General features: G+C 72.4%; 14 protein-coding genes. 11 read left to right on the top strand and 3 right to left on the bottom strand.

The window, feature by feature from the left end:
* Both DWB77_RS25585 and DWB77_RS25580 read left to right on the top strand, forming a co-directional pair.
* Positions 1-834 carry an SRPBCC family protein gene (locus DWB77_RS25585; RefSeq protein ID WP_162952616.1) on the top strand — a complete coding sequence of 278 codons (834 nt, stop codon included), beginning with the start codon at positions 1-3 and terminating at the stop codon, positions 832-834.
* On the top strand, positions 831-2,093 hold the full coding sequence (locus tag DWB77_RS25580) for an FAD-dependent monooxygenase (protein WP_120723471.1): 1,263 nt from the start codon (positions 831-833) through the stop codon (positions 2,091-2,093). Before DWB77_RS25585 ends, DWB77_RS25580 begins: the two co-directional genes overlap by 4 nt.
* Positions 2,094-2,157: 64 nt before the next feature.
* On the opposite strand, the gene DWB77_RS25575 is transcribed toward DWB77_RS25580, so the two are convergent.
* The 3 genes from DWB77_RS25575 to DWB77_RS25565 are packed head-to-tail and all read right to left on the bottom strand — an operon-like array spanning position 2,158 to position 4,721.
* Positions 2,158-2,826, bottom strand: a complete 669-nt coding sequence (locus DWB77_RS25575) for an antibiotic biosynthesis monooxygenase (RefSeq protein WP_162952615.1) — start codon at positions 2,824-2,826, stop codon at positions 2,158-2,160.
* 34 nt (positions 2,827-2,860) lie between these two features.
* Positions 2,861-3,622 carry an NAD-dependent epimerase/dehydratase family protein gene (locus DWB77_RS25570; RefSeq protein ID WP_120723467.1) on the bottom strand — a complete coding sequence of 254 codons (762 nt, stop codon included), beginning with the start codon at positions 3,620-3,622 and terminating at the stop codon, positions 2,861-2,863.
* A gap of 34 nt (positions 3,623-3,656) precedes the next feature.
* Positions 3,657-4,721: a ketoacyl-ACP synthase III family protein gene (locus DWB77_RS25565; protein ID WP_120723465.1), complete on the bottom strand. Its 1,065-nt coding sequence runs from the start codon at positions 4,719-4,721 to the stop codon at positions 3,657-3,659.
* Between the two features lie 217 nt (positions 4,722-4,938).
* On the opposite strand from DWB77_RS25565, the gene DWB77_RS25560 reads away from it, so the two are divergent.
* The 9 genes from DWB77_RS25560 (at position 4,939) to DWB77_RS25520 (ending at position 18,682) form a co-directional block, all read left to right on the top strand.
* Complete coding sequence (locus DWB77_RS25560; protein WP_120723463.1) at positions 4,939-6,141, top strand: glycosyltransferase; 1,203 nt, start codon at positions 4,939-4,941, stop codon at positions 6,139-6,141.
* Entirely contained in the window at positions 6,126-7,292 is a 1,167-nt protein-coding gene (locus DWB77_RS25555) for a nucleotide disphospho-sugar-binding domain-containing protein (protein WP_120723462.1), read from the top strand. The genes DWB77_RS25560 and DWB77_RS25555 overlap by 16 nt, the downstream gene beginning before the upstream one ends.
* A 43-nt stretch (positions 7,293-7,335) precedes the next feature.
* Positions 7,336-8,262, top strand: a complete 927-nt coding sequence (locus DWB77_RS25550; protein ID WP_162952614.1) for an ABC transporter ATP-binding protein — start codon at positions 7,336-7,338, stop codon at positions 8,260-8,262.
* Positions 8,262-8,975 (top strand): ABC transporter permease, encoded by a 714-nt coding sequence (locus tag DWB77_RS25545; RefSeq protein WP_120723459.1) that lies wholly within the window; start codon positions 8,262-8,264, stop codon positions 8,973-8,975. The genes DWB77_RS25550 and DWB77_RS25545 overlap by 1 nt, the downstream gene beginning before the upstream one ends.
* Before the next feature lie 138 nt (positions 8,976-9,113).
* The gene (locus tag DWB77_RS25540; RefSeq protein WP_120723458.1) at positions 9,114-10,316 is read left to right on the top strand and encodes a nucleotide disphospho-sugar-binding domain-containing protein; all 1,203 of its coding nucleotides are present in this window, start codon (positions 9,114-9,116) and stop codon (positions 10,314-10,316) included.
* The gene (locus tag DWB77_RS25535) at positions 10,313-13,474 is read left to right on the top strand and encodes a non-ribosomal peptide synthetase (protein WP_120723457.1); all 3,162 of its coding nucleotides are present in this window, start codon (positions 10,313-10,315) and stop codon (positions 13,472-13,474) included. The genes DWB77_RS25540 and DWB77_RS25535 overlap by 4 nt, the downstream gene beginning before the upstream one ends.
* Positions 13,462-14,628 carry a nucleotide disphospho-sugar-binding domain-containing protein gene (locus DWB77_RS25530; protein WP_120723456.1) on the top strand — a complete coding sequence of 389 codons (1,167 nt, stop codon included), beginning with the start codon at positions 13,462-13,464 and terminating at the stop codon, positions 14,626-14,628. Before DWB77_RS25535 ends, DWB77_RS25530 begins: the two co-directional genes overlap by 13 nt.
* Entirely contained in the window at positions 14,616-15,785 is a 1,170-nt protein-coding gene (locus tag DWB77_RS25525; protein WP_120723455.1) for a nucleotide disphospho-sugar-binding domain-containing protein, read from the top strand. Before DWB77_RS25530 ends, DWB77_RS25525 begins: the two co-directional genes overlap by 13 nt.
* Positions 15,782-18,682 carry an MFS transporter gene (locus tag DWB77_RS25520; RefSeq protein ID WP_120723454.1) on the top strand — a complete coding sequence of 967 codons (2,901 nt, stop codon included), beginning with the start codon at positions 15,782-15,784 and terminating at the stop codon, positions 18,680-18,682. The genes DWB77_RS25525 and DWB77_RS25520 overlap by 4 nt, the downstream gene beginning before the upstream one ends.
* Positions 18,683-18,802 lie beyond the last annotated feature (120 nt).

The raw sequence follows: 18,802 nt of genomic DNA, 5'->3' as shown, positions 1-18,802 counted from the left end.
GTGAGCACTTCCACGACCGACAGGGAGATCCACCGGACGCGCGCCGGGATCGAGATCGACGCCCCGGCGGACACCGTCTACCGGGCGCTGACCGAGGTGGCCGACTGGCCGCTGCTCTACCCCTGGATCGCGTACACCGAGGTCCTGACCCAGCGGGGGCAGGACGACGAGGTGAAGTTCTGGGCGGTCCGCCCGGGCCCCGAGGGCGGTCTGCGCGTCTGGACCTCGCGGCGGACCCTGGACCCGGTGGCGCTGCGCATGGACTTCACCCAGCAGGGCTCGGTGGGCCCGATCAAGGAGCTCGGCGGCACCTGGGACTTCCTGCCCCGGCCCGACGGCGGCTGCCGGGTGGTGTCCGGGCACTGGTTCACCACCGACGCCGATCCGCAGGAGACCGCGGGCGAGCTCGACCGGCACGGCGGGCTCCAGATGAGCACCCTCAAGTCCAAGACGGAGCAGCCCCGTTCGCTGACCTCGGACGTGATCCGGGTCGAGGACAGCGTGGTGGTGGCCGGTTCGGTGGCCGAGGCGCACGCCCGGCTCCTTGCCGCGCTGCCCGCGCGCGAGGGCGAGGAGAGCGCCTGGTTCGGCACCCAGGACGGCGTGCGCAGCGTGCAGATCGAGCACGGCGGCCACACCCTCGTACAGAAGCCGCTCACCGCGCCCGAGCCGGCCGAGCTCTACCGGCGCCGCTGGCGTCTCGCGGCGGCGCCCGATGGTGGGGTCCTGGTGAGAGCGGATGTGCTGGCGGTCGCGTCCACCGGCCGCGACCGGGTGCTGGAACGCGCGACCGCCGATGTGCGTGCGGCGCTCGCGCTGGCCGGGCAGCGATGACCGCGGCCGCCGAGGAGGTCCGCGCCGGGGCCCGCGCCGACGAGGAGCACCGCAGTGACGTGTGCGTCGTCGGGGCGGGCCCCGCCGGTCTGACCCTCGCCCTGCTGCTGCTCAAGTCCGGGCTGCGGGTGAGCGTGGTGGAGCGTTCGCGCTCGCACCAGCGGGAGTTCCGCGGTGAGATCCTCCAGCCGGGCGCGATGACGGTCCTGGACCGGCTCGGGGTGCTCGCCGGGGCCCGCGCGCGCGGCTGCCACGAGCACGACCGGTTCCGTCTGGTGGAGCAGGACCGGGTCCTGCTCGACATCGACTACCGGGCGCTGCCGGCGCCCTACGACCACCTGCTGTCCATTCCGCAGTCTCATCTCCTGGCCGAACTCCTGGCGCACTGCGCGGAGTTCGCCGACTTCGAGTACGTGGACGGCTGCCGGGTCAACGCACTCGTGCGGGACGAACGGGGCCGGATCACCGGGGCCGCCGCCGACGGGCATGTCTTCCACAGCACGGTCGTGGTCGGCGCCGACGGCCGGTTCTCCAAGGTGCGCCGGCTCGCCGGGATCGAGGCGGGTCGCAGCGAGGCCTTCGACCAGGACGTGCTCTGGTTCAAGCTGACCAGCCGCACCCCCCAAGTCAGCCATGACGTACGGGTGTTCAGAAGCGCGGGCACCAGCCCGGTCCTCGCCTACGGGTCCTGGCCCGACCGCATCCAGGTCGGCTGGACGCTGCCGCACGGCGGCTACCGGCACGTCGTCTCCGAGGGCCTCGGCCATGTCAAGGCGGAGCTGGCCAAGGCGGTGCCCGAGTACGCGGATCTGATCGACGAGCAGATCACCTCGCTGCGCGACCTCAGCCTGCTCGACGTGTTCTCCGGGCGGGCCGAGCGCTGGGCCGCCGACGGGCTCGTCCTGATGGGCGACGCCGCGCACACCCACAGCCCGATCGGCGCGCAGGGCATCAACTTGTCGGTGCAGGACGCGGTCGTGCTGCATCCGCTGCTGGTCGAGGCGGTCGGCCGCGGGGATGCGAGCGCCGCGTTCCTGTCCCGGTTCGAGGAGCGCCGGGCGCCGGACATCGCCACGATGATGCGGCTCCAGGGCATGCAGTCCAAGGCGATGCTGTCGACCGGTACCTTCGCGACGCGGGTGCGCCCGAAGCTGGCGGCCGTCGTCAAGCACACCCCGATCTACCGCAAGGTGCTGCGCACCATCGCGTTCGGCAACCCGGCGATCGAGGTGGCCGACGAGCTCTTCACCGTTCGCTGAACCACCGCACGCGAAAGGCGGGCCGGGTCCCTCAGGACCCGGCCCGCCTTCGGTGTGCGGTGGTTCAGACGGCGACCTCGGTGCGGGCCGAGTCGACGACCGCCGTGTACAGGCCGCCCTTGACCTCGGCGTGCACCGCCATGGTCTGGGCGTCGGCGGCCATCTCGGGGCTGCGCAGCACCGGCAGATAGGCCTGGGGGCCGCTCCACCAGCCGATGTTGACGTACGCGCCGGTCTCCCGGTTGGAGTGCACCAGCTGGTGGCCGAGGAAGCCCTCGTGGCCCTTGACGAAGGAGAGGTGGCCGAGGAAGGAGCCCTCGAAGGCCTGCTGGTCGGCGCCCTCGCGCAGGGTGAAGGTGGTCAGGGCGACCGCCGCGTCCGCGGACGGCACCGCGAGCTCGCCGAGCCCGTCGGCCGCGCTCTGGCCGGCCAGGACCGGGCCGTGCACGCTGGTGATGGAGGCGAGGTAGACGAAGCGGCTGGAGACGGCGGTGAAGAACTGCCAGTCGCCGACGACGGTGCGGTGCGCGTCGGCATCCCGCCACCAGGTGAGGATGACGAAGTTGTCGGGCTCCTTGATGCCGCGCAGCAGCGCGGTGCGCAGCAGCCCGTCCTTGGCGGCGACGGCGTCCTTGTACTTGAGGTAGGCCTTCTCGAACTCGGCGCCCTTCGCCTTGTGCTTCTCCTTGAGGACGAAGTGGGCGACCGCGACGACGGGGCTGTTCTCGCTCATGGGATGTACCTTCCGCTGCTGGGAATTGGGTGGGTTACGCGGTGACCGGTTGGTGCGCATAGGCGTGGACGTACTTGTCGAGGACGCCGCGGTAGTAGTCGGGTCCGAAGCCGAGCCCGTACACCGGCGGCACGAGACGGCAGAGCTTGTCGATGGAGACGGGCTGCGCGCCGGAGGCCTCCACATAGGACTTCTCGGCACGGGTGTCGAGCAGGTGCTCCATGTGCGTGACGATGTCCTCGATGCGCGGGGCGTGGCCCGAGGCGACGTTGACCACGTCGCGGGTGCGGCCGTCCACGAGCAGCGTGTGCACGATCTTGATGACGTCCTCGACGTCGATCAGGTCGCGCTGCGCGCCGCGGTAGACCTGGATCCGTCCGTCGACCAACTGCCGCACCAGGGCGGGCAGGAGCTGGTGGGCGGGCTGGTGGAAGCCGACGACGTGCGACAGGCGCAGGATCAGGTACTCGACGTCCGAGGACTTGACGACCGCTTCGAGGGACAGCTTGTGGCGGCCGTAGGGGGTCGCGGGGTAGACCGGGCCGTCCTCGCGACCGGGCGAGGCGTCGGGCACCGAGTACATCCCGGCGGACGCGGTGGAGAAGAACACCAGGCGTTTGCCGGTCTTCTCGCAGTGCCGCAGCACCTCGTACAGGCGCTTGGACTCCCGGGTGTACTGCTCCGGCGGGATGTCGCCGGCGGCCGAGACCCCGGCGGCCAGCGCCACCACGTCCCGGTGGTGATCGGCGATTCCTGCCAGGTGTCCGGCCAGGAAGCCCCTGCCGACTATCTCCATGAGATGTGCCAACTCCTTGTGACGGGCGGCTCGTTCAGGCCGCGACGGTGGTGGCCCAGGCCGGGATCTCCAGGATTTCCAGCACGGCGGTGGTGATGGTGTAGCCGGCTCCGCCGCCGTAGAGCATCACGTGGTCGCCGACCTTCAACGCGCCGGTGAGCAGCAGGTTTTCGAGCCCGGCGGCCCAGTCGCCGGCGCCGATGTGGCCGCTGCGGCGGGCGAACTCCCAGGTGGTCTCCGACTCGTCCACACCGAGGAGGTGGTGGATCTGGAAGGGGCCCTTGATGCGTCCGGTGGAGGGGATGATGACGTACGCGATGTCGTCGATCTCGATCCCGGCGTCGTCCAGGACGGCCTGTTTGGCCTCCTGCATCACCTTGCCGAACCGGATGTTGGTCATCGTCTCGTCGCTGACGGCCTTGTGGGCGTCGCCGCGTGCGGTGAGGTCGATCTGGCGCTCGGCGGCGCGTGAGACGGGGCCGAACTCCTCGTCGCCCCGGGCCATCGGCTCCAGGGAGTTGTCGGCGACGGTCGCGGTGGCCACCAGCCGGGCGAAGCCGCCCTCGGTGGACAGGATGGTGGCGGTGGCGCCATCGGCGTAGGCGTTGCCGTGCCGCAGCTGCCAGCGGTCGGCGCCGGGGCCGCCGAAGCGGTCGGCGGTGGTGAGCATGACCGCGCTGCCCTTGCCGTAGCCGGCCGTGAGGTGGGCGGCGGCCAGGTCGAGCCCGCTGATGCCGATGTTGCAGCGCTGCTGCACATCGAGTCCCGGCACGGTGGCGCCGACGGTCCGCTTGGCGATGTAGGACGCGGCCGGCCAGATGTCGAGGCCCTGGAACCAGGTGCTGCCGTGCAGGAGCAGCGAGTACGCGGACTTGTTCAGGCCGGAGCGCTCGTGTGCGGTGCGGCCGGCCGCGACGGCCATGTCCGGCGGCGCGGTCCAGCCCTCCTCCTCGCTCTCGCGGGCGATCCGCACGGACTCGTACCCGAAGTCGTCGATCCACTCCTGGCCGCACTCCCCGGCCGCGACGGCCTCGGCCACCGGGACGGGCTCGGGCAGCCAGCTGCCGAGCGAGGCGACATAGATCTCGTTCCAACGCATCCAGCTACTCCCCTGTTCGGCGGTTCGGTCGAATCCTTCGGGCATACGGCATGCGCCCAAGGTCGCCACCGCCTCTCGAATCGGACTTGAGTGCGGCAGGGGAAAGCGCGGCCAAGGGCGGCTCGAGTCCGATTCGAGTGGGGCTCGTCACGCTTCACGGCATGACTGACGGGCGACCCGCACCGGGCCGCTCCCACCCCCCAATCGGAGACCCGCCGTGCGCATCCTGTTCACCGCCCATGCGGGCAAGTCGCATCTGCGTCTGCTGATCCCCCTGGCCCAGGCAGCCGTCCGGGCCGGGCACACCGTCGCCGTGGCCGACGACGAGTCCATGCGCGAGGAGAGCGTGAGGTACGGGCTCCCGTTCTTCCCGGCGGGGTTCGACTGGTCCAAGGACCCGTTCTGCGTGGAGGCGATGGCCCTTCCGCTGTTCCGCGGCGACCAGGAAGCGTACGAGGACGGTCTGGTGCGGTGTGTGCTGGGGCCGCCCGCCCTGGCCGCGGCCCGCGACCTGCTGGGGATAGCCGCCGACTGGCACCCCGATCTGATCGTCCGCGAGGGCGAGGAGATGGGCGGCCTGCTCGCCGCGGAGAAGCTGGGCATCCCGCACGTCGCGGTGGCCGGCGGCTCGACGCATCTGCTGCCGCCCGCGGTCACCCACGCACCGCTCAACGCGCTGCGCGCCGAGTTCGGCCTGCCCGGGACGGACGAGGTCAACTGCGCCTACCGGCACGGGCTCATCAGCTGGCTCCCTGCCGAGTGCACCGGCGACGACCTGGATCCGCGCACCCTGCGCCACTACCGCCAGACGGCGCCCTACCGCAGCGACGACGGCTCGCTGCCCTGGCTCGCCGAACTGCCCGACGACAAGCCGGTGGTGTACGCCTCGATCGGCACCATGGCGCCGTCCATGCCGTGGATGTCCGACGAGGTCCTGAACGACGTGATCGAGGCGGTCTGCGGACTCGACTGCACCGCGCTGGTCTCGATCGGCGTGGGCCGCGACCCCGAGGACTTCGGCACCGTGCCCGCGCACGTCCGGCTGATCACCGAGTGGGTTCCGCAGGACGTGCTCCTGGAGGCGGCCGACGTGTTCATCACGCACGGCGGCCACAGCAGCATCCGCGAGGGCCTGCGCAGCGGTACGCCGATGCTCGTCACGCCCATGTACGACGACCAGCCCAACTCGGCCGAGCACGTCGCCGACGTCGGCAGCGGCATCAATCTTCCGGCCTGCTCGGTGACGGCCGAGACGGTCACCGAAGCCCTGGAGCGGCTGCTCAGCGAGCCCTCCTTCCGGCTGCGCGCGGCCGCCGTGCGCCGCTCGGTCCTTGCCTGCCCCCCGGTGGAGCAGTTGGTCACCGATCTCGAAGCCCTTGTGGCCGCGACCGCTCAGGAGGAGACATGCGCGTCCTGGTGACCGCTCTGGTACCCAGCCACCTCGTGCCGATGGTGCCGTTGACCTGGGCGCTGCGCGCCGCCGGCCATCAGGTCCTGGTGGCGGGCGACGCCGAGCTGGTGACGTTCGCGGCGGCCGCCGGCCTCGACACCCGGCTGGTCGGCGGCGGCGAGACCCGCCAGCGGCTGACCCGGCCCGGCGCCGTGGCGATGCCCGACCGGGCCGGCATGGACCAGCGGGCGGACTCCGAGTGGGACGCGGTCGGCGAGCGCTGGCGCACCCGGCTCGGCGGCTACATCGACGAGCTGGTCGCGCTCGGCCGGTCCTGGGAGGCCGACCTGGTGGTGACCGACCCGGTGGAGTTCGGCGGGCTCGTCGTCGCCGGCGCCCTCGGGGTGCCGGGCATCATCCACCGCTGGGGTCCGGACGACTTCACCAGCCCGCTGCTGCGCCGGGCGAAGCTCCAACTCCACGAGCTGTGCGTCGAGTTCGGGGCCGACGGCTTCCCCGACCCGGCGCTGATCATCGACCCGAGCCCTGCCTCCCTGCTCCCCGAGGGCGACAACACCCCGGGCCTGCTCTCGCGCTATGTGCCGTACTGCGGCACCGCCGAACTGCCCGACTGGGCGGTCCAGCGGCCGGAGCGGCCCCGGGCCCTGCTCTGCCTGGGCATGTGGCACGGCCGGGTGCTCGCCGAGACGGGCGAGCTGCCGCTGGGCTTCCGTCACGTCCTGGACGCCTGCGTCGAGCAGGGCCTGGACGTGCTGTTCCCGATCGACGCCCAGTACCACCCGGCGCTCGCCGGCATCCCGTCCTCGGTGAAGGTCGTCGACCGCTTCCCGATCGGACCGGTGATGCGCCACACGGCCCTCGCCGTCCACCACGGCGGCAGCGGCACCAGCATGACGTCCTTCGCCTCGGCGGTCCCGCAGTTGGTGCTGCCCGGTGACAAGCCGTTCCTCCAGACCACCGGCCGGCTCGTCCAGGAGTCCGGATCCGGCATCAGCCTCGCCACCGAGGCCGAGCAGCACGACCCCCGGCTGGTCCGCGAGGCCCTCGAAGGCCTCCTCCAGGACCAGCGCCACCGCAAGGCCGCGCACGACGTACGCGCGGAGATCGAATGCCTGCCAGGCCCCACGGAACTGGTCCACACCTTGGAAGGGCTGATCTGACATGCGTCCACTCACACAGGAAAGGGAACAGGTGCCACCCCCCATGGCAGAACAGCACGGCCCTCCCGCGGTCGTCTTCAAGGATGTCGTCAAGGAGTACGGCGGTGTCCGCGCCGTCGACGGGATCGATCTGACGATCCACCGAGGTGAGACGGTCGCGCTCCTCGGCCCCAACGGTGCCGGCAAGTCCACCACCATCAACATGCTCCTCGGCCTGTTCCCGCCGGACCAGGGCCACATCGAGGTCTTCGGCAAGAAGCCCGAACTGGCCATGCGCGCCGGGCACTTGGGCGCCATGCTCCAGGAGGGGAAGATGATTCCCCGGGTGTCGGTGCGCGAGCTGGTCGACTTCGTGCGCCAGACCTACCGCAAGCCGCTGCCGCTCCAGGAGATCCTGGAACTGGCCGAGCTCACCAAGATCGCGACTCGCAATGTGGACCGGCTCTCGGGCGGCCAGGCCCAGCGGGTGCGCTTCGCCCTCGCCCTGGCGGGCGACCCGGACCTGGTGGTCCTCGACGAGCCGACCGCCGCCCTCGACGTGGAGTCGCGGCGCGAGCTGTGGGCCGCGATGCAGCGGTACGCGGAGCGCGGCAACACCGTGCTGTTCTCCACGCACTACCTCGAAGAGGCCGACAACAGCGCCGACCGCGTCGTCGTCATCGCCTCGGGCCGGGTGGTCGCCGACGGCACCACCTCGCAGATCAAGTCGATGATCGAGGGCCGCACGGTCAGCTTCGTGCCGCGCGGCGGCCACAGCGGCTTCGACGTGCTGCCGGGCGTCAGCTCCGTGGAGTACCGCGGCGGCCGCGTCCACCTGCGCACCAGCGACTCCGACTCGACGGTGCACGCGCTGTCGCGCGCGGATGCCTTCAGCGATCTGGAGGTGTCGGGCGTGGGCCTGGAAGAGGCCTTCATCGCGCTCACCCACCAGTCGCGCCACGCGCCCGCTCCGGAAGGACGGACCAGCTGATGCTCGGTTACATCCGCCTCGAAATCCTGCGGCTCGTCCGCAACGGCGGCTACCTCATGATGAGCCTCATCATGCCGGTCGGCCTGTACGTCACCCTCGCGGGCGGCGGCCCCGACCAGGAGTCCCTGGTGCGGGCGATGGTCGGCGCGGCGGCCTTCGGCGCGCTCGGCGTGGTCATCACCAACGGCACCGGCATCGCCGAGGACCGCTCGCTCGGCTGGCTGCGCCAGTTGCGGCTCACCCCGCTCTCACCGGTGCAGGTCGTCATCGCCCGCGGCGCCGTCGCCACCTGCCTCGGCATCCTGCCGATCGTCGTCATCGGCCTGATCGGCAAGTTCTACCGGGGTGTGGAGCTCTCGGCCGGAACCTGGCTGGAGATCTTCCTGCTGCTCTGGGTCGGCATCGCCCCGCTCGCGATGCTCGGCATCGGCATCGGCTACCTCTTCAAGGCGCAGCTCGCGCAGATCGCCGGCACCGTCTCGTATCTGACGCTGACGCTGCTCGGCGGCCTGATGATGCCGACCGACACGCTGCCGAGCTGGTTGCAGCCGCTGTCGCGGGAGACCCCGGTCTACCGCTACGCCCAGCTGTCGTGGGACGCGGCCGCCAACTCCGCGCCGAGCGGCACCGGCCTCGGCGTGCTCGCCCTGTGGACGGCGCTGCTCGCGGCCTTCGCCGCCTTCGCCTACCGCAGGGGCGGCCGTCGCGCCTGACCCGTACCGCGTCCGAAGTGCCCGCAGGGACTCCCCCTGCGGGCACTTTCGTGTTCGTAGCGGACACGAGTCGCATTCGAGCGGGTGCCCCCACCCTTGCCCTGCCACTGACCGTACGCGATGGAGTGAGGCAACTGAATGCGCGTGTTGTTCGTGGGGCACGGCCCGGCCCATGTCCCCTGGATCATCCCGCTCGCCTGGGCCTGCCGCCTTGCGGGCCACGAGGTACGGGTGGCGGTGCGACCCCAGTGCGTGGCGCCCGTGACCCGGGCCGGTCTGGTGGCCGTGCCCGTCGGCGACGAGGCGGCGGCCGGCGCGGTCGCCGCCCGCCAACTGGGCCTGGGACCCGGCCGGTTGAAGGCTGCGGACGCCTCCGCGACCGTCCTGGACGCCGATCTGAGCGAGGCGCTCATCGAGAAGATGATCGCCGTCGCGGACACCCTCACCGACGACCTCGTCGACTTCGCCCGCTTCTGGCGTCCGGACATCGTGGTGCACGACACCGCCGCCGCCGCGGGCCTGGTGGCCGCCGCCGCCGTGAAGGTCCCGGCCGTCGGACACACCTGGGGCGTCTCGCTGGGCGTGCACTGCGAGAGCGAGGCGGATCTGCGCCCCTCCTACGCCCGGCTCTTCGAACGCTTCGGCGTCGAGCCCGTGGTGGGCCCCTCGGTGTGGATCGACCCCTGCCCGCCGGGACTGCGCCCGCCGCACGGGGTGCGCCGCGCCGACATGCGTTACGTCCCCTTCGCCGGCCCGGCCGCACTGCCCGGATGGCTGCGCTCGGAGCGCCCCTCGGGCCGGCCGCTGGTGTGTGTCACCGGCGGGGTGACCACCTCCGCCCTGGACGAGGTGCGCGACCACGTGATCCGCTCACTGCTCGCCCTCGACACCGACGTCGTGCTCGCCGTCACCCCCGAGCAGGCCGCGAACACCGGCCAACTCCCGGACGGCGTACGGATGGTGGAGTCCTTCCCGCTGGACGTGCTGCTCGCGCACTGCGACGCGCTCGTCCACCACGGCGGCGTCGGCAGCGGTCTCATCGCCGTCACCCACGGCCTTCCCCAGCTGCTATTGCCGCGCAACGCCTTCCAGGAGCACTGGTCGGATCTGGTGCGCGCGTCCGGTGCGGGCACCGCGCTGCCCGCCGACGCCGAGGAGGGCGCGGTCGGCACGGCCGTCCAGGACCTGTTGACCCGGCCCTCCTACCGCGAGCGGTCCCGGGCGCTGCGCGCGGAGACCGACCGGATGCCCACCCCCGACCGGCTCGTGGGCTTCCTGGAGGAGTGCGTGAGAGCCGGTCGCACCGACGTACCCACACCTGAGGAGAGAGGAAGACGATGACCGTACTCCTTGAGCCCACGACGGCGACGCGCGCCTTCGTGCGGGGCGCCACGATGCACGGCCTGTTCCAGGACGCGGCCCGCCGCTTCCCCGAGGCGATCGCCGTCTCCCACCGCGGGGCGGGCGTCTCCTACCGCGAGCTCGACGCCGCATCCGACGGGTACGCGGCGCTGCTCCAGGCCCGCGGTGTGCGCCCGGGGCACCTGGTGCCGGTGCTCATGGAGCGCGGCACCCCGCTGATCGCGGTGCTGCTCGCGCTGTTCAAGTGCGGGGCCGCCTATTCGTTCCTGGACGCCCGGTGGCCCGTCGACCGGCTCGAGGCGGTGATCGCTCAGCTCGAAGCGCCGCTCCTGGTGACCGGCGGGGAGGGCGACTGGCCGGTGCCCGTGTGGGCGCCGCCCGCCGAGGAGCTGACCGTCACCGCGGCGCGCGGTCTGAGGCCGGCGCCGGTCGCGGTGGACGGCTCGGACGCCTGCTCGGTGTTCTTCACCTCCGGCTCCACCGGCACCCCCAAGGGCGTGGTGTCCCGCCACGAGAACGTGGTGCGCCTCTTCGACGGCGACGACTTCTACGCCGAGCTCGGCCCCGGCACCGTGATGCCGCAGACCGCCCCGCCGACCTGGGACGGCTTCGCCCTCGACTGCTGGAGCATGCTCCTGACCGGCGGCCGGACCGTGCTCCTCGACGAGACGGTGCTGGTGCCGCGCACCCTGCGCGCGCTGATAGCCGAGGAGGGCGTGAACGCGGCGTTCATGACGACACAGCTCTTCAACATGCTGGTCACCACCGACGTGGGGGCCTTCGCGGGGATGAAGTGGCTGTCCATCGGCGGCGAGCGGGCCGCCCCGACGCGGGTGCGCGCCTTCCTCGCCGAACACCCCGGCATCCGGCTCCTGAACGTGTACGGGCCCGTGGAGTGCGGGGCGGTCGTCACCGGGCACCCGGTGCGCCCCGAGGACTGCGACGACCCGGCGGGCATCCCGCTCGGCCGCGCGCTCGCGCACACCGATGTGTACGTCCTGGACGGCACCCGGGTGTGCGCCCCGGGCGAGAGCGGGGAGCTGTGCCTGGGCGGCCCGGGCCTGGCCCGCGGCTACCTCGGCGACCCCGCGCTCACCGCGGAGGCCTTCGTCACGGTGGAGATCGACGGGCGGGCCCAACGCCTGTACCGCACGGGCGACTTGGGCCACCGTTCGGCGTCGGGCGTCTTCCACTACACCGGCCGCGGCGACCGCCAGATCAAGGTCCGGGGCCATCGGATCGAGCCCGCCGAGGTGGAGCGCGCCGTGGAGCGGGTGGCGACGGTGACCGGCGCCGCGGTCGTGCCGATGCCCAAGCCCGACGGCTCCTACCACGGGCTCGCCCTGTTCTACACGCGCGGCGAGGGCGGCACGGGGCCCGAGGCGCTGCGCGAGCGGCTCGTCACCCTCCTTCCCGAGTATCTGGTGCCCCGGCGCGTCCATCTCCTGGACGAGTTCCCGCAGTTGGCGAACGGCAAGGTCGACCGGCGTGCGCTGGCCGCCAGGGTCCGCCCGGCCCACGACCGGCCCGAGACGGCGCAGGAAGCGTTCGAGGGCACGGCGGCGCTCGTCGCCGACGGGTTCGCCTCGGTGCTCGACCTGGACCGGGTGCCGGGCGATGTGTCGTTCTTCGAGCTCGGCGGCAGCTCCCTGGAGGCGGCCCGCCTGTGCCAGCACCTGGACGCGGTGCTCGGCGCGGCCGTCCAGCCCTCGCAGATCTTCCGCACCCCGAGCGTGCGCCGGCTCGCCGCCTGGCTGGACGCCACCGACCGCTCCGCCCGGGCCGCCGACGCACCCGTACCGGGGCTCGCGCCCGGCGAGATCCTGCTGCCGCCCGAGCAGTCCGGGTTCCTGTTCGCCGCCGCCCACGACAAGGACGGACTCGGCGGGCTGTGCCGGATGACCTGGTGGCTCGGGGGTCCGGTCGACCTGGAGGCCCTCACGGCCGCCGTCGGCGACGTCCACCGGCGCCATCAGGCCCTGCACGCGCGGTACTTGATCCGTAACAACGAGATCGGGTACGCGGTGGTGCCGGAGCGGCCCGCCGAGGCCGAGGTGATCCGGCTGCCGGACGCCGCGGACGAGGGGGCCGCGGCCACCGCCTGGCTGGCGGCGGCGTTCACCCCGCTCGCCGTCCGCGAGGCACGGGTGTGGCGGTGCGCCGCCGTACGCGCGAAGGACACCGGGCGCACCCTGTTCGGCCTGGTCGCCCACCATGTCGCCTTCGACGGGGCGTCCGAGACGGTGCTCGCCCGCGATCTGTCGCTGGCCTACGCCGCCCGGCTCGCGGGCCGCGCCCCCGCCTTCGCGGCGCCGGCGCCGACCCTCGCCGAGGTGTCCGCCGACCACCGCCGGGCGATCTCCCGGGTGGATCTTGCGGCGCAGGCCGAGTACTGGGAGGACCAGCTGGAACTCCAGGAGCCCCTGGAGCTGCCGGGCCGCGCCGACAACGACGTCAACGCCGGACCCGGCTACTCCCCTACAGGGACCGTGACCCGGGCCGAACTGGTCCGCTGGGACGAGCGGGCCCGCGCCCTCGGCACCACCCGCTTCGCCCTGCTCGCCGCCCAATTCGGCCTGGTGCTCAGGGAGTTGACGGGACAGGCGGACATCGCGGTGAAGGTCCCGGTGGCGCGGCGGGGCAGTGAGGTGCTCGCCGGCGCCGTCACCTGCCGGGTCGATCTGCTGTTCCTGCGCTTCTGGCCGCCGCACAAGGACGACGGCTCGGGACTGCTCGAACAGGCGGTCACCCATGTCGACGAGGCGCTGGCCGCCCAGGAGACCGGCGGCGCCCGCCTCTCGCGCACCGTGGTGCTGACCGGCGGCGGCGAGTCGCTGCGCCCGATGCCCAGCTTCCTGATGCAGGACGACCCGGACCCGCTCCTCGAACTCGCCCACTGCACCGCCGAGTTGTCGCGCATCGGCGCACCCACCATGTTCACCGAGCTGGAGCTGGATGTCCGCACCACCGCGGACGGCGCCCTGATCACCGCCTCGGTACGCACCGACCGGATACCGGCCGAGATCGCCGACCGGGTGGTGACCGCCTACGCCGAGTGCCTGCGCCGCGGCCCCGGCGCCCGGGCCGAAGCCCCCGCCGCCTCCCTCACCTCCAAGGACGCCTCATGCGTGTACTGATCCTGAGCAGCCCCGAGTCCACCCACTTCACCTGCATGGTGCCGCTGGCCTGGGCGCTGCGCGGCGCCGGGCACGAGGTACTGGTCGCCGGACAGCCCGACATCATCCCGATGGCGCGTTCCGCGGGACTCAACACGGTCTCCGTGGGGCGGCAGTTCTTCGGCAAGGACCTGCTGAGCCCCCCGCTGCCGCCGAACAAGCGGCCCATCGAGATCGTCGGCCCGCTCACCCCCAAGATGACCATGATCGGCTCCCGGGTGTGGGTCCTGCACACCCGCTACATGGCGCCCAAGTACCTCGAAGTCGCCCGGATGTTCAAGCCGGACCTGGTCATCTCGGAGATCTTCGACTGGGCCGCCTGCCTCATCGGCGGCGTGCACAGGATCCCGGTGGTCTCGCACCGCTGGGGCGTCGACCCGATGAGCCATCTGATGCGGGCCACCGCCGAGGACCTGCTCCAGGGCACCTGTGAACGGCTCGGCATCGAGGGCGGTCTGCCCAAGCCCGATCTGCTGCTCGACCCGGCCCCGCCGCAGCTCCTCGTCGAGGGCGCGCCGGTCGGCGCCCCCATCCGGCACATCCCGTTCAACGGCAGCGGCGCGGTGCCCGACTGGCTGCGCCGGCGCGGCGACAGGCCCCGGGTCTGCGTGACCATGGGCCGCCAGACCATCTCGCTGGGCGGGCTCCCGATGTTCCGCGGCATCGTCCAGGCCTTCGGTGACCTGCCGGAGACCGAGGCGGTGATGACGGTGCAGGAGGAGTTCGTCGACGAGCTCGGCACCATCCCGTCCAATGTGCGCGTCATCGCGCCGACCCCCCTCAACGCCTTCCTCGACACGACGGACGCGGTGGTCACCCACGGCGGCGCCAACACCCTGCTCACGGTCGCCGGTTTCGGCGTCCCACAGCTGATCATGCCGCAGCTGGTCGACCAGTTCGAGGGCGGCGATCTGCTCGCCGCCGCGGACGCGGGCCTCACCCTGCGCACGGCCGAGGCGCAGAACGACCCCGCCCAGGTGGCCGAGGCGGTGCGCACCCTGCTCGCCGACGAGCGGATCGCCAAGGGCGCTTCCGTGCTCGCCGAGACCATGGCCGCCATGCCGAGCCCCGCCGCCGTCGTCCGTGACCTGGAGAACCTCCGATGCGCGTACTGATCATCGCCACCCCCGTCGACACGCACTTCCTGCCCATGCTGCCCCTGGTGCGGGCGCTCACCGGCGCGGGCCACGACGTGCTCGTGGCCGGGCAGCCCGATGTGACCGGGCCCGCCGAGGCGGCGGGCCTTACGACCGCCACGTTCGGCGAGGCCTTCCACTACCAGGACCTGCGCCGGGGCCGGCGTCCCGAAGGCCTGCGCCCCCTGGAGGTGGTGGGCCGCCCGCCGGCCCAGCAGATCGACGGCGCCGCCCAGATGTGGCGCAACCACGCCCCCTACTTCCTGTACGACTACCTGGAGCTGGCCCGCGAGTGGCGGCCGGACCTGGTGCTCGGCGACCACATGGAGTTCGCGGGCCCGGTCATCGCCGAGGTGCTGGGCGTCCCGAGCGTCTGGCACCGCTGGGGCACCGCCCCCACCAGCGCGTTCATGCTCGGCCAGACCCGGATGTGGCTGGGCCCGCTGTGCGAGCGGCTCGGTCTGGACTCCGTACCCGAGCCCGATCTGACGCTCGACCCGGCGCCGCCGACCCTGGCGAGCACCGAAGCACCGCCCGCCCGCCCGATCCGCCCCGAGCCGCACACCGGCGACGGCACGCCCTGGACGTACACGTCCGCCCCGGGGCGCCGGGTGGCGGTGGCGCTCGGCGGCTACACCCTGGATCTCGACGGCGCCCCGCTCCTGCGCCGCGTCCTGGACGCGCTGGCCGCGGCGGGCGGTGTGGAGGCGGTCGTCTCGGCGGCGCCCCGGCACCGGCCCGCGATCGGTGCGCTGCCCGACGGCATGACGTACACCGAACGCACCGAACCGGGCCTGCTCTTCGCGGGCGCCGACCTCGTCGTCCACCACGGCGGGCCCGGCTCCACGCTGGCCGCGGCCGCGTTCGGCGTCCCCCAGCTGGTGCTGCCGCAGCTCGACGAGACGTTCATCGCGGGCGACCGGGTCGCCGCAGCGGGCGCCGGCATCAGCCTGGACACCGCCGAGCTCCAGAACGACGACGCCCAACTCGCCTACGCCACAACGGCGTTGCTGACCGAACCCCGCTACCGCGAGGGCGCGCGGCGCCTGCGGGCGGAGGTCGAGGCCATGCCGACCCCGGCCGACACGGTCACCCTGCTCGAACAGTTGACGACACGCCAGGAGGTACTCGCGTGAGCACCGACGTGACCGCCGGAGCCGCCAGCGGCACGGCGACGGAGAAACCGGCCGCCCTCAAGGAGGCCAAGGAGGCCAAGGAGAAGAAGCCGAACCCGTACGGCATGAGCGACGTCAAGGTCCTGGTGTTCATCGCCTGCGCCATGGCCATCATGACGCTGGCCCTGCTCGACGGTTCGATCATCTCCTCGGCCGTCCTGCCCATCGTGCGCGACCTCGACCCCGCGCACGGCATCGACCGCTTCCCCTGGCTGATCACCGCGTATCTGCTGGCCGCGACGGCCGCGCAGCCGCTGTACGGCCGGCTCAGCGACAGCTACGGGCCGCGCCGGGTCTACCTCGCGGCGCTCGCCACCTTCCTCGCCGGTTCCGCGCTGTGCGCGACCGCGGGCTCCCTCACCCAGCTCATCGTCTTCCGCGCGGTCCAGGGGCTCGGCGGCGGCGGCCTGATGAGCATGACCCTGATCGTGATCGCCACCCTGTACCCGCCCAAGTCGCGGGCCGGGCGCTCCAACGCGGGCGGCGCGCTCATCGCGGCCGGCATCATCGCCGGGCCGATGATCGGCGGGCCGCTCAGCGAGAACCTGTCCTGGCGCTGGATCTTCCTGTTCAACGTGCCGGTCGCCGGTCTCGCGCTGGTGGGCGTGGCGTGGGCGCTGCGGCTCCCGGTGAAGGGCACCCGGCAGAAGGTCGACATCCTCGGCTCGGTCCTCATCGCGGCCGCCACCTGCGCGCTGCTGCTCGGGGTCAAGGAGTACGGCGAGTCCCACTCGTTCTCCGGCCCGGTACTGCCCTACTTCTACGGCGGCGTGCTGATGGCCGGCGGCTTCGTGACCCGGCAGCTGAAGGCGGCCGACCCGCTGATGCCGCTCACCCTGTTCAAGGACAAGGTGTTCCGGCCCGCCGCGATCCTCCAGTTCGTGGGCGGCTTCGCCCTGCTGTCCCTGCCGGTGTTCTTCATCAACTATCTGAACATCGTGCGGGGCGTCTCCCTGGACGCCGTGGGCCTGCACCTGATCCCGCTGGCCGTCGGCGTCGTCCTGGTCTTCCTCGGCTGGGGCAAGTTCATCGCGCGTACCGGCAAGTGCAAGTCGGTCCTGGTGGCGACGACGGCGACGGCGACGGCCTCGGTCGCCGGGCTCGGCCTGACCGTGACCGACGCGCCCGTCTGGCAACTCGACGTCCTGCTCCTGCTGCTCGGCGTGGGCCTCGGCGGGGTCACCTCGATCGCCCTGTTCATGACCCAATCGGCGGCCTCCGCCGACCAGTTGGGCGTGGTCACCACCACCTCGCGGTTCGCCACCATGCTGGGCACCACCATCGGCGGCACGGTACTCGGAGCGGTACTCAGCGCCCGCTTCGCCTCGGCCGCGGGAGCCTCGGGCATCAAGGACCCGGACACCGCCGCGGCTCAGCTCGCCGGGCTCGACGCGATCCACCGCCACCTGGTGCGGGACGCCTTCGCCCACGCCACGTCCACGCTGCTCCTGACGGCCGCCGGGCTCCTGCTGATCGCCCTGGTGACGGCCCTGGTCATGAAGGACGTCGATGTGAACGCGCTGGCCGCGGCGGCCGAGGCCGAGGCCGACCAGCCCACCGGCGCCACCCCGAGCCGGCTGAACCGGCTGAATCGGCTGAACCGGCCGAATCAGCTGAATCGGCTGAACGGGCTGAACCGGCTGAGCCGACCGAAGAGACCCCCCGAACGTCCGAGGAGGACGACGACGATGCGCGTACTGATGCTGAGCACCCCCTTCCCCACCCACTTCACCCCCATGGTGCCGCTGGCCTGGGCGCTGAGGGGAGCGGGTCACGAGGTGACGGTCGCCGCGCAGCCTGACGTCACCGACGCGGCCCGCGCCGCCGGGATCTCGGCCGTCGACATCGGCGACCGCTTCCACGGCCTGGACGTCCTTCAGCGTCATCTCCCCGACGGCGTACGCCCGTTGGAGCTGATGGGGCCGACCCCGCCGGAGAAGATGGCGGGCACGACCAAGCTCTGGGAGACCCACGCCCGCTACCTGGTGAGCTCCTACCTGGAGTTCGCCCGGGGGTGGGGCCCCGACCTGATCGTCTCGGAGCAGATGGAACTGGCGGGCCAACTCGTCGCCGGCGCGCTCGGCATCCCCTCGGTGCAGCACCGCTGGGGCGTCGACCCGCTGAGCGGCCCCTCGCGCGCCTCGGCCCGCAACTTTCTGTACGGGACCGCCGAGCGGCTCGGCCTGGACGGGCTGCCCGACCCGACCCTGCTCCTCGACCCGTGCCCGCCCGCGCTGCGCCACCCGAGCGCGGCGCCGGGCGCGCCCATCGGCTACGTCCCGTTCAACGGCACCGGCACCGTGCCCGACTGGCTGCATCAGCCGGCCGCGGACGGGGTGCGCCGCGTGGTGGTGTGCCTGGGCCGCCAGACCCTCGTCCTCAACGGCACCGGCCTGTACCGCTCGATCATCGCGGCGTTCGAGGGCCTGGAGAACGTCGAGGGGGTGGTGACCGCGGACGCCGCCTTCCATGCGGGCTTCGGTCAACTCCCCGCCAACGTAAAGGTGGTGGAGCCGGTCCCGCTCAACCTCTTCCTGCGGGACTGCGACGCCGTCATCCACCACGGGGGCGCGAACACGACCCTCACGGCGTGCTCGTTCGGCCTGCCCCAGGTGGTGCTGCCGCAGATCGTCGACCAGTTCGCCTCGGCGGAACTCCTCGCCGCGGCCGGCGCCGCGCGGGTCCTCGGCGAAGCGGCCCCGCAGAACGACTCTGCCCAGGTGCGCGAGGCGATCCGGGACGTGCTGGATGATCCGCGGTACCTGAAGTGTGCGGGGGAATTGGGGGCGGACATGGCGGAGATGCCGAGTCCGGCGGGGGTGGTGGGGGATCTGGAGCGGCTCGTGGCGGCGGCCTGAGCCCCGTCCCTTGTGAGGGCCCTCGCCCACCGGGCGGGGGCCCTCCCGCATGCGCGGAGCCCTGCGGAACCGCCTCCGGCTGCGGCCCGGCGTTGCCTTTTTGCGCAGTTCCCCGCGCCC

This window comes from Streptomyces hundungensis (assembly GCF_003627815.1).
GTDB classification, from domain to species: Bacteria; Actinomycetota; Actinomycetes; order Streptomycetales; family Streptomycetaceae; genus Streptomyces; species Streptomyces hundungensis_A.
The sequence above is the reverse complement of the archived record's forward strand: the minus strand, read 5'-3'. Positions and strand labels throughout refer to the sequence as shown.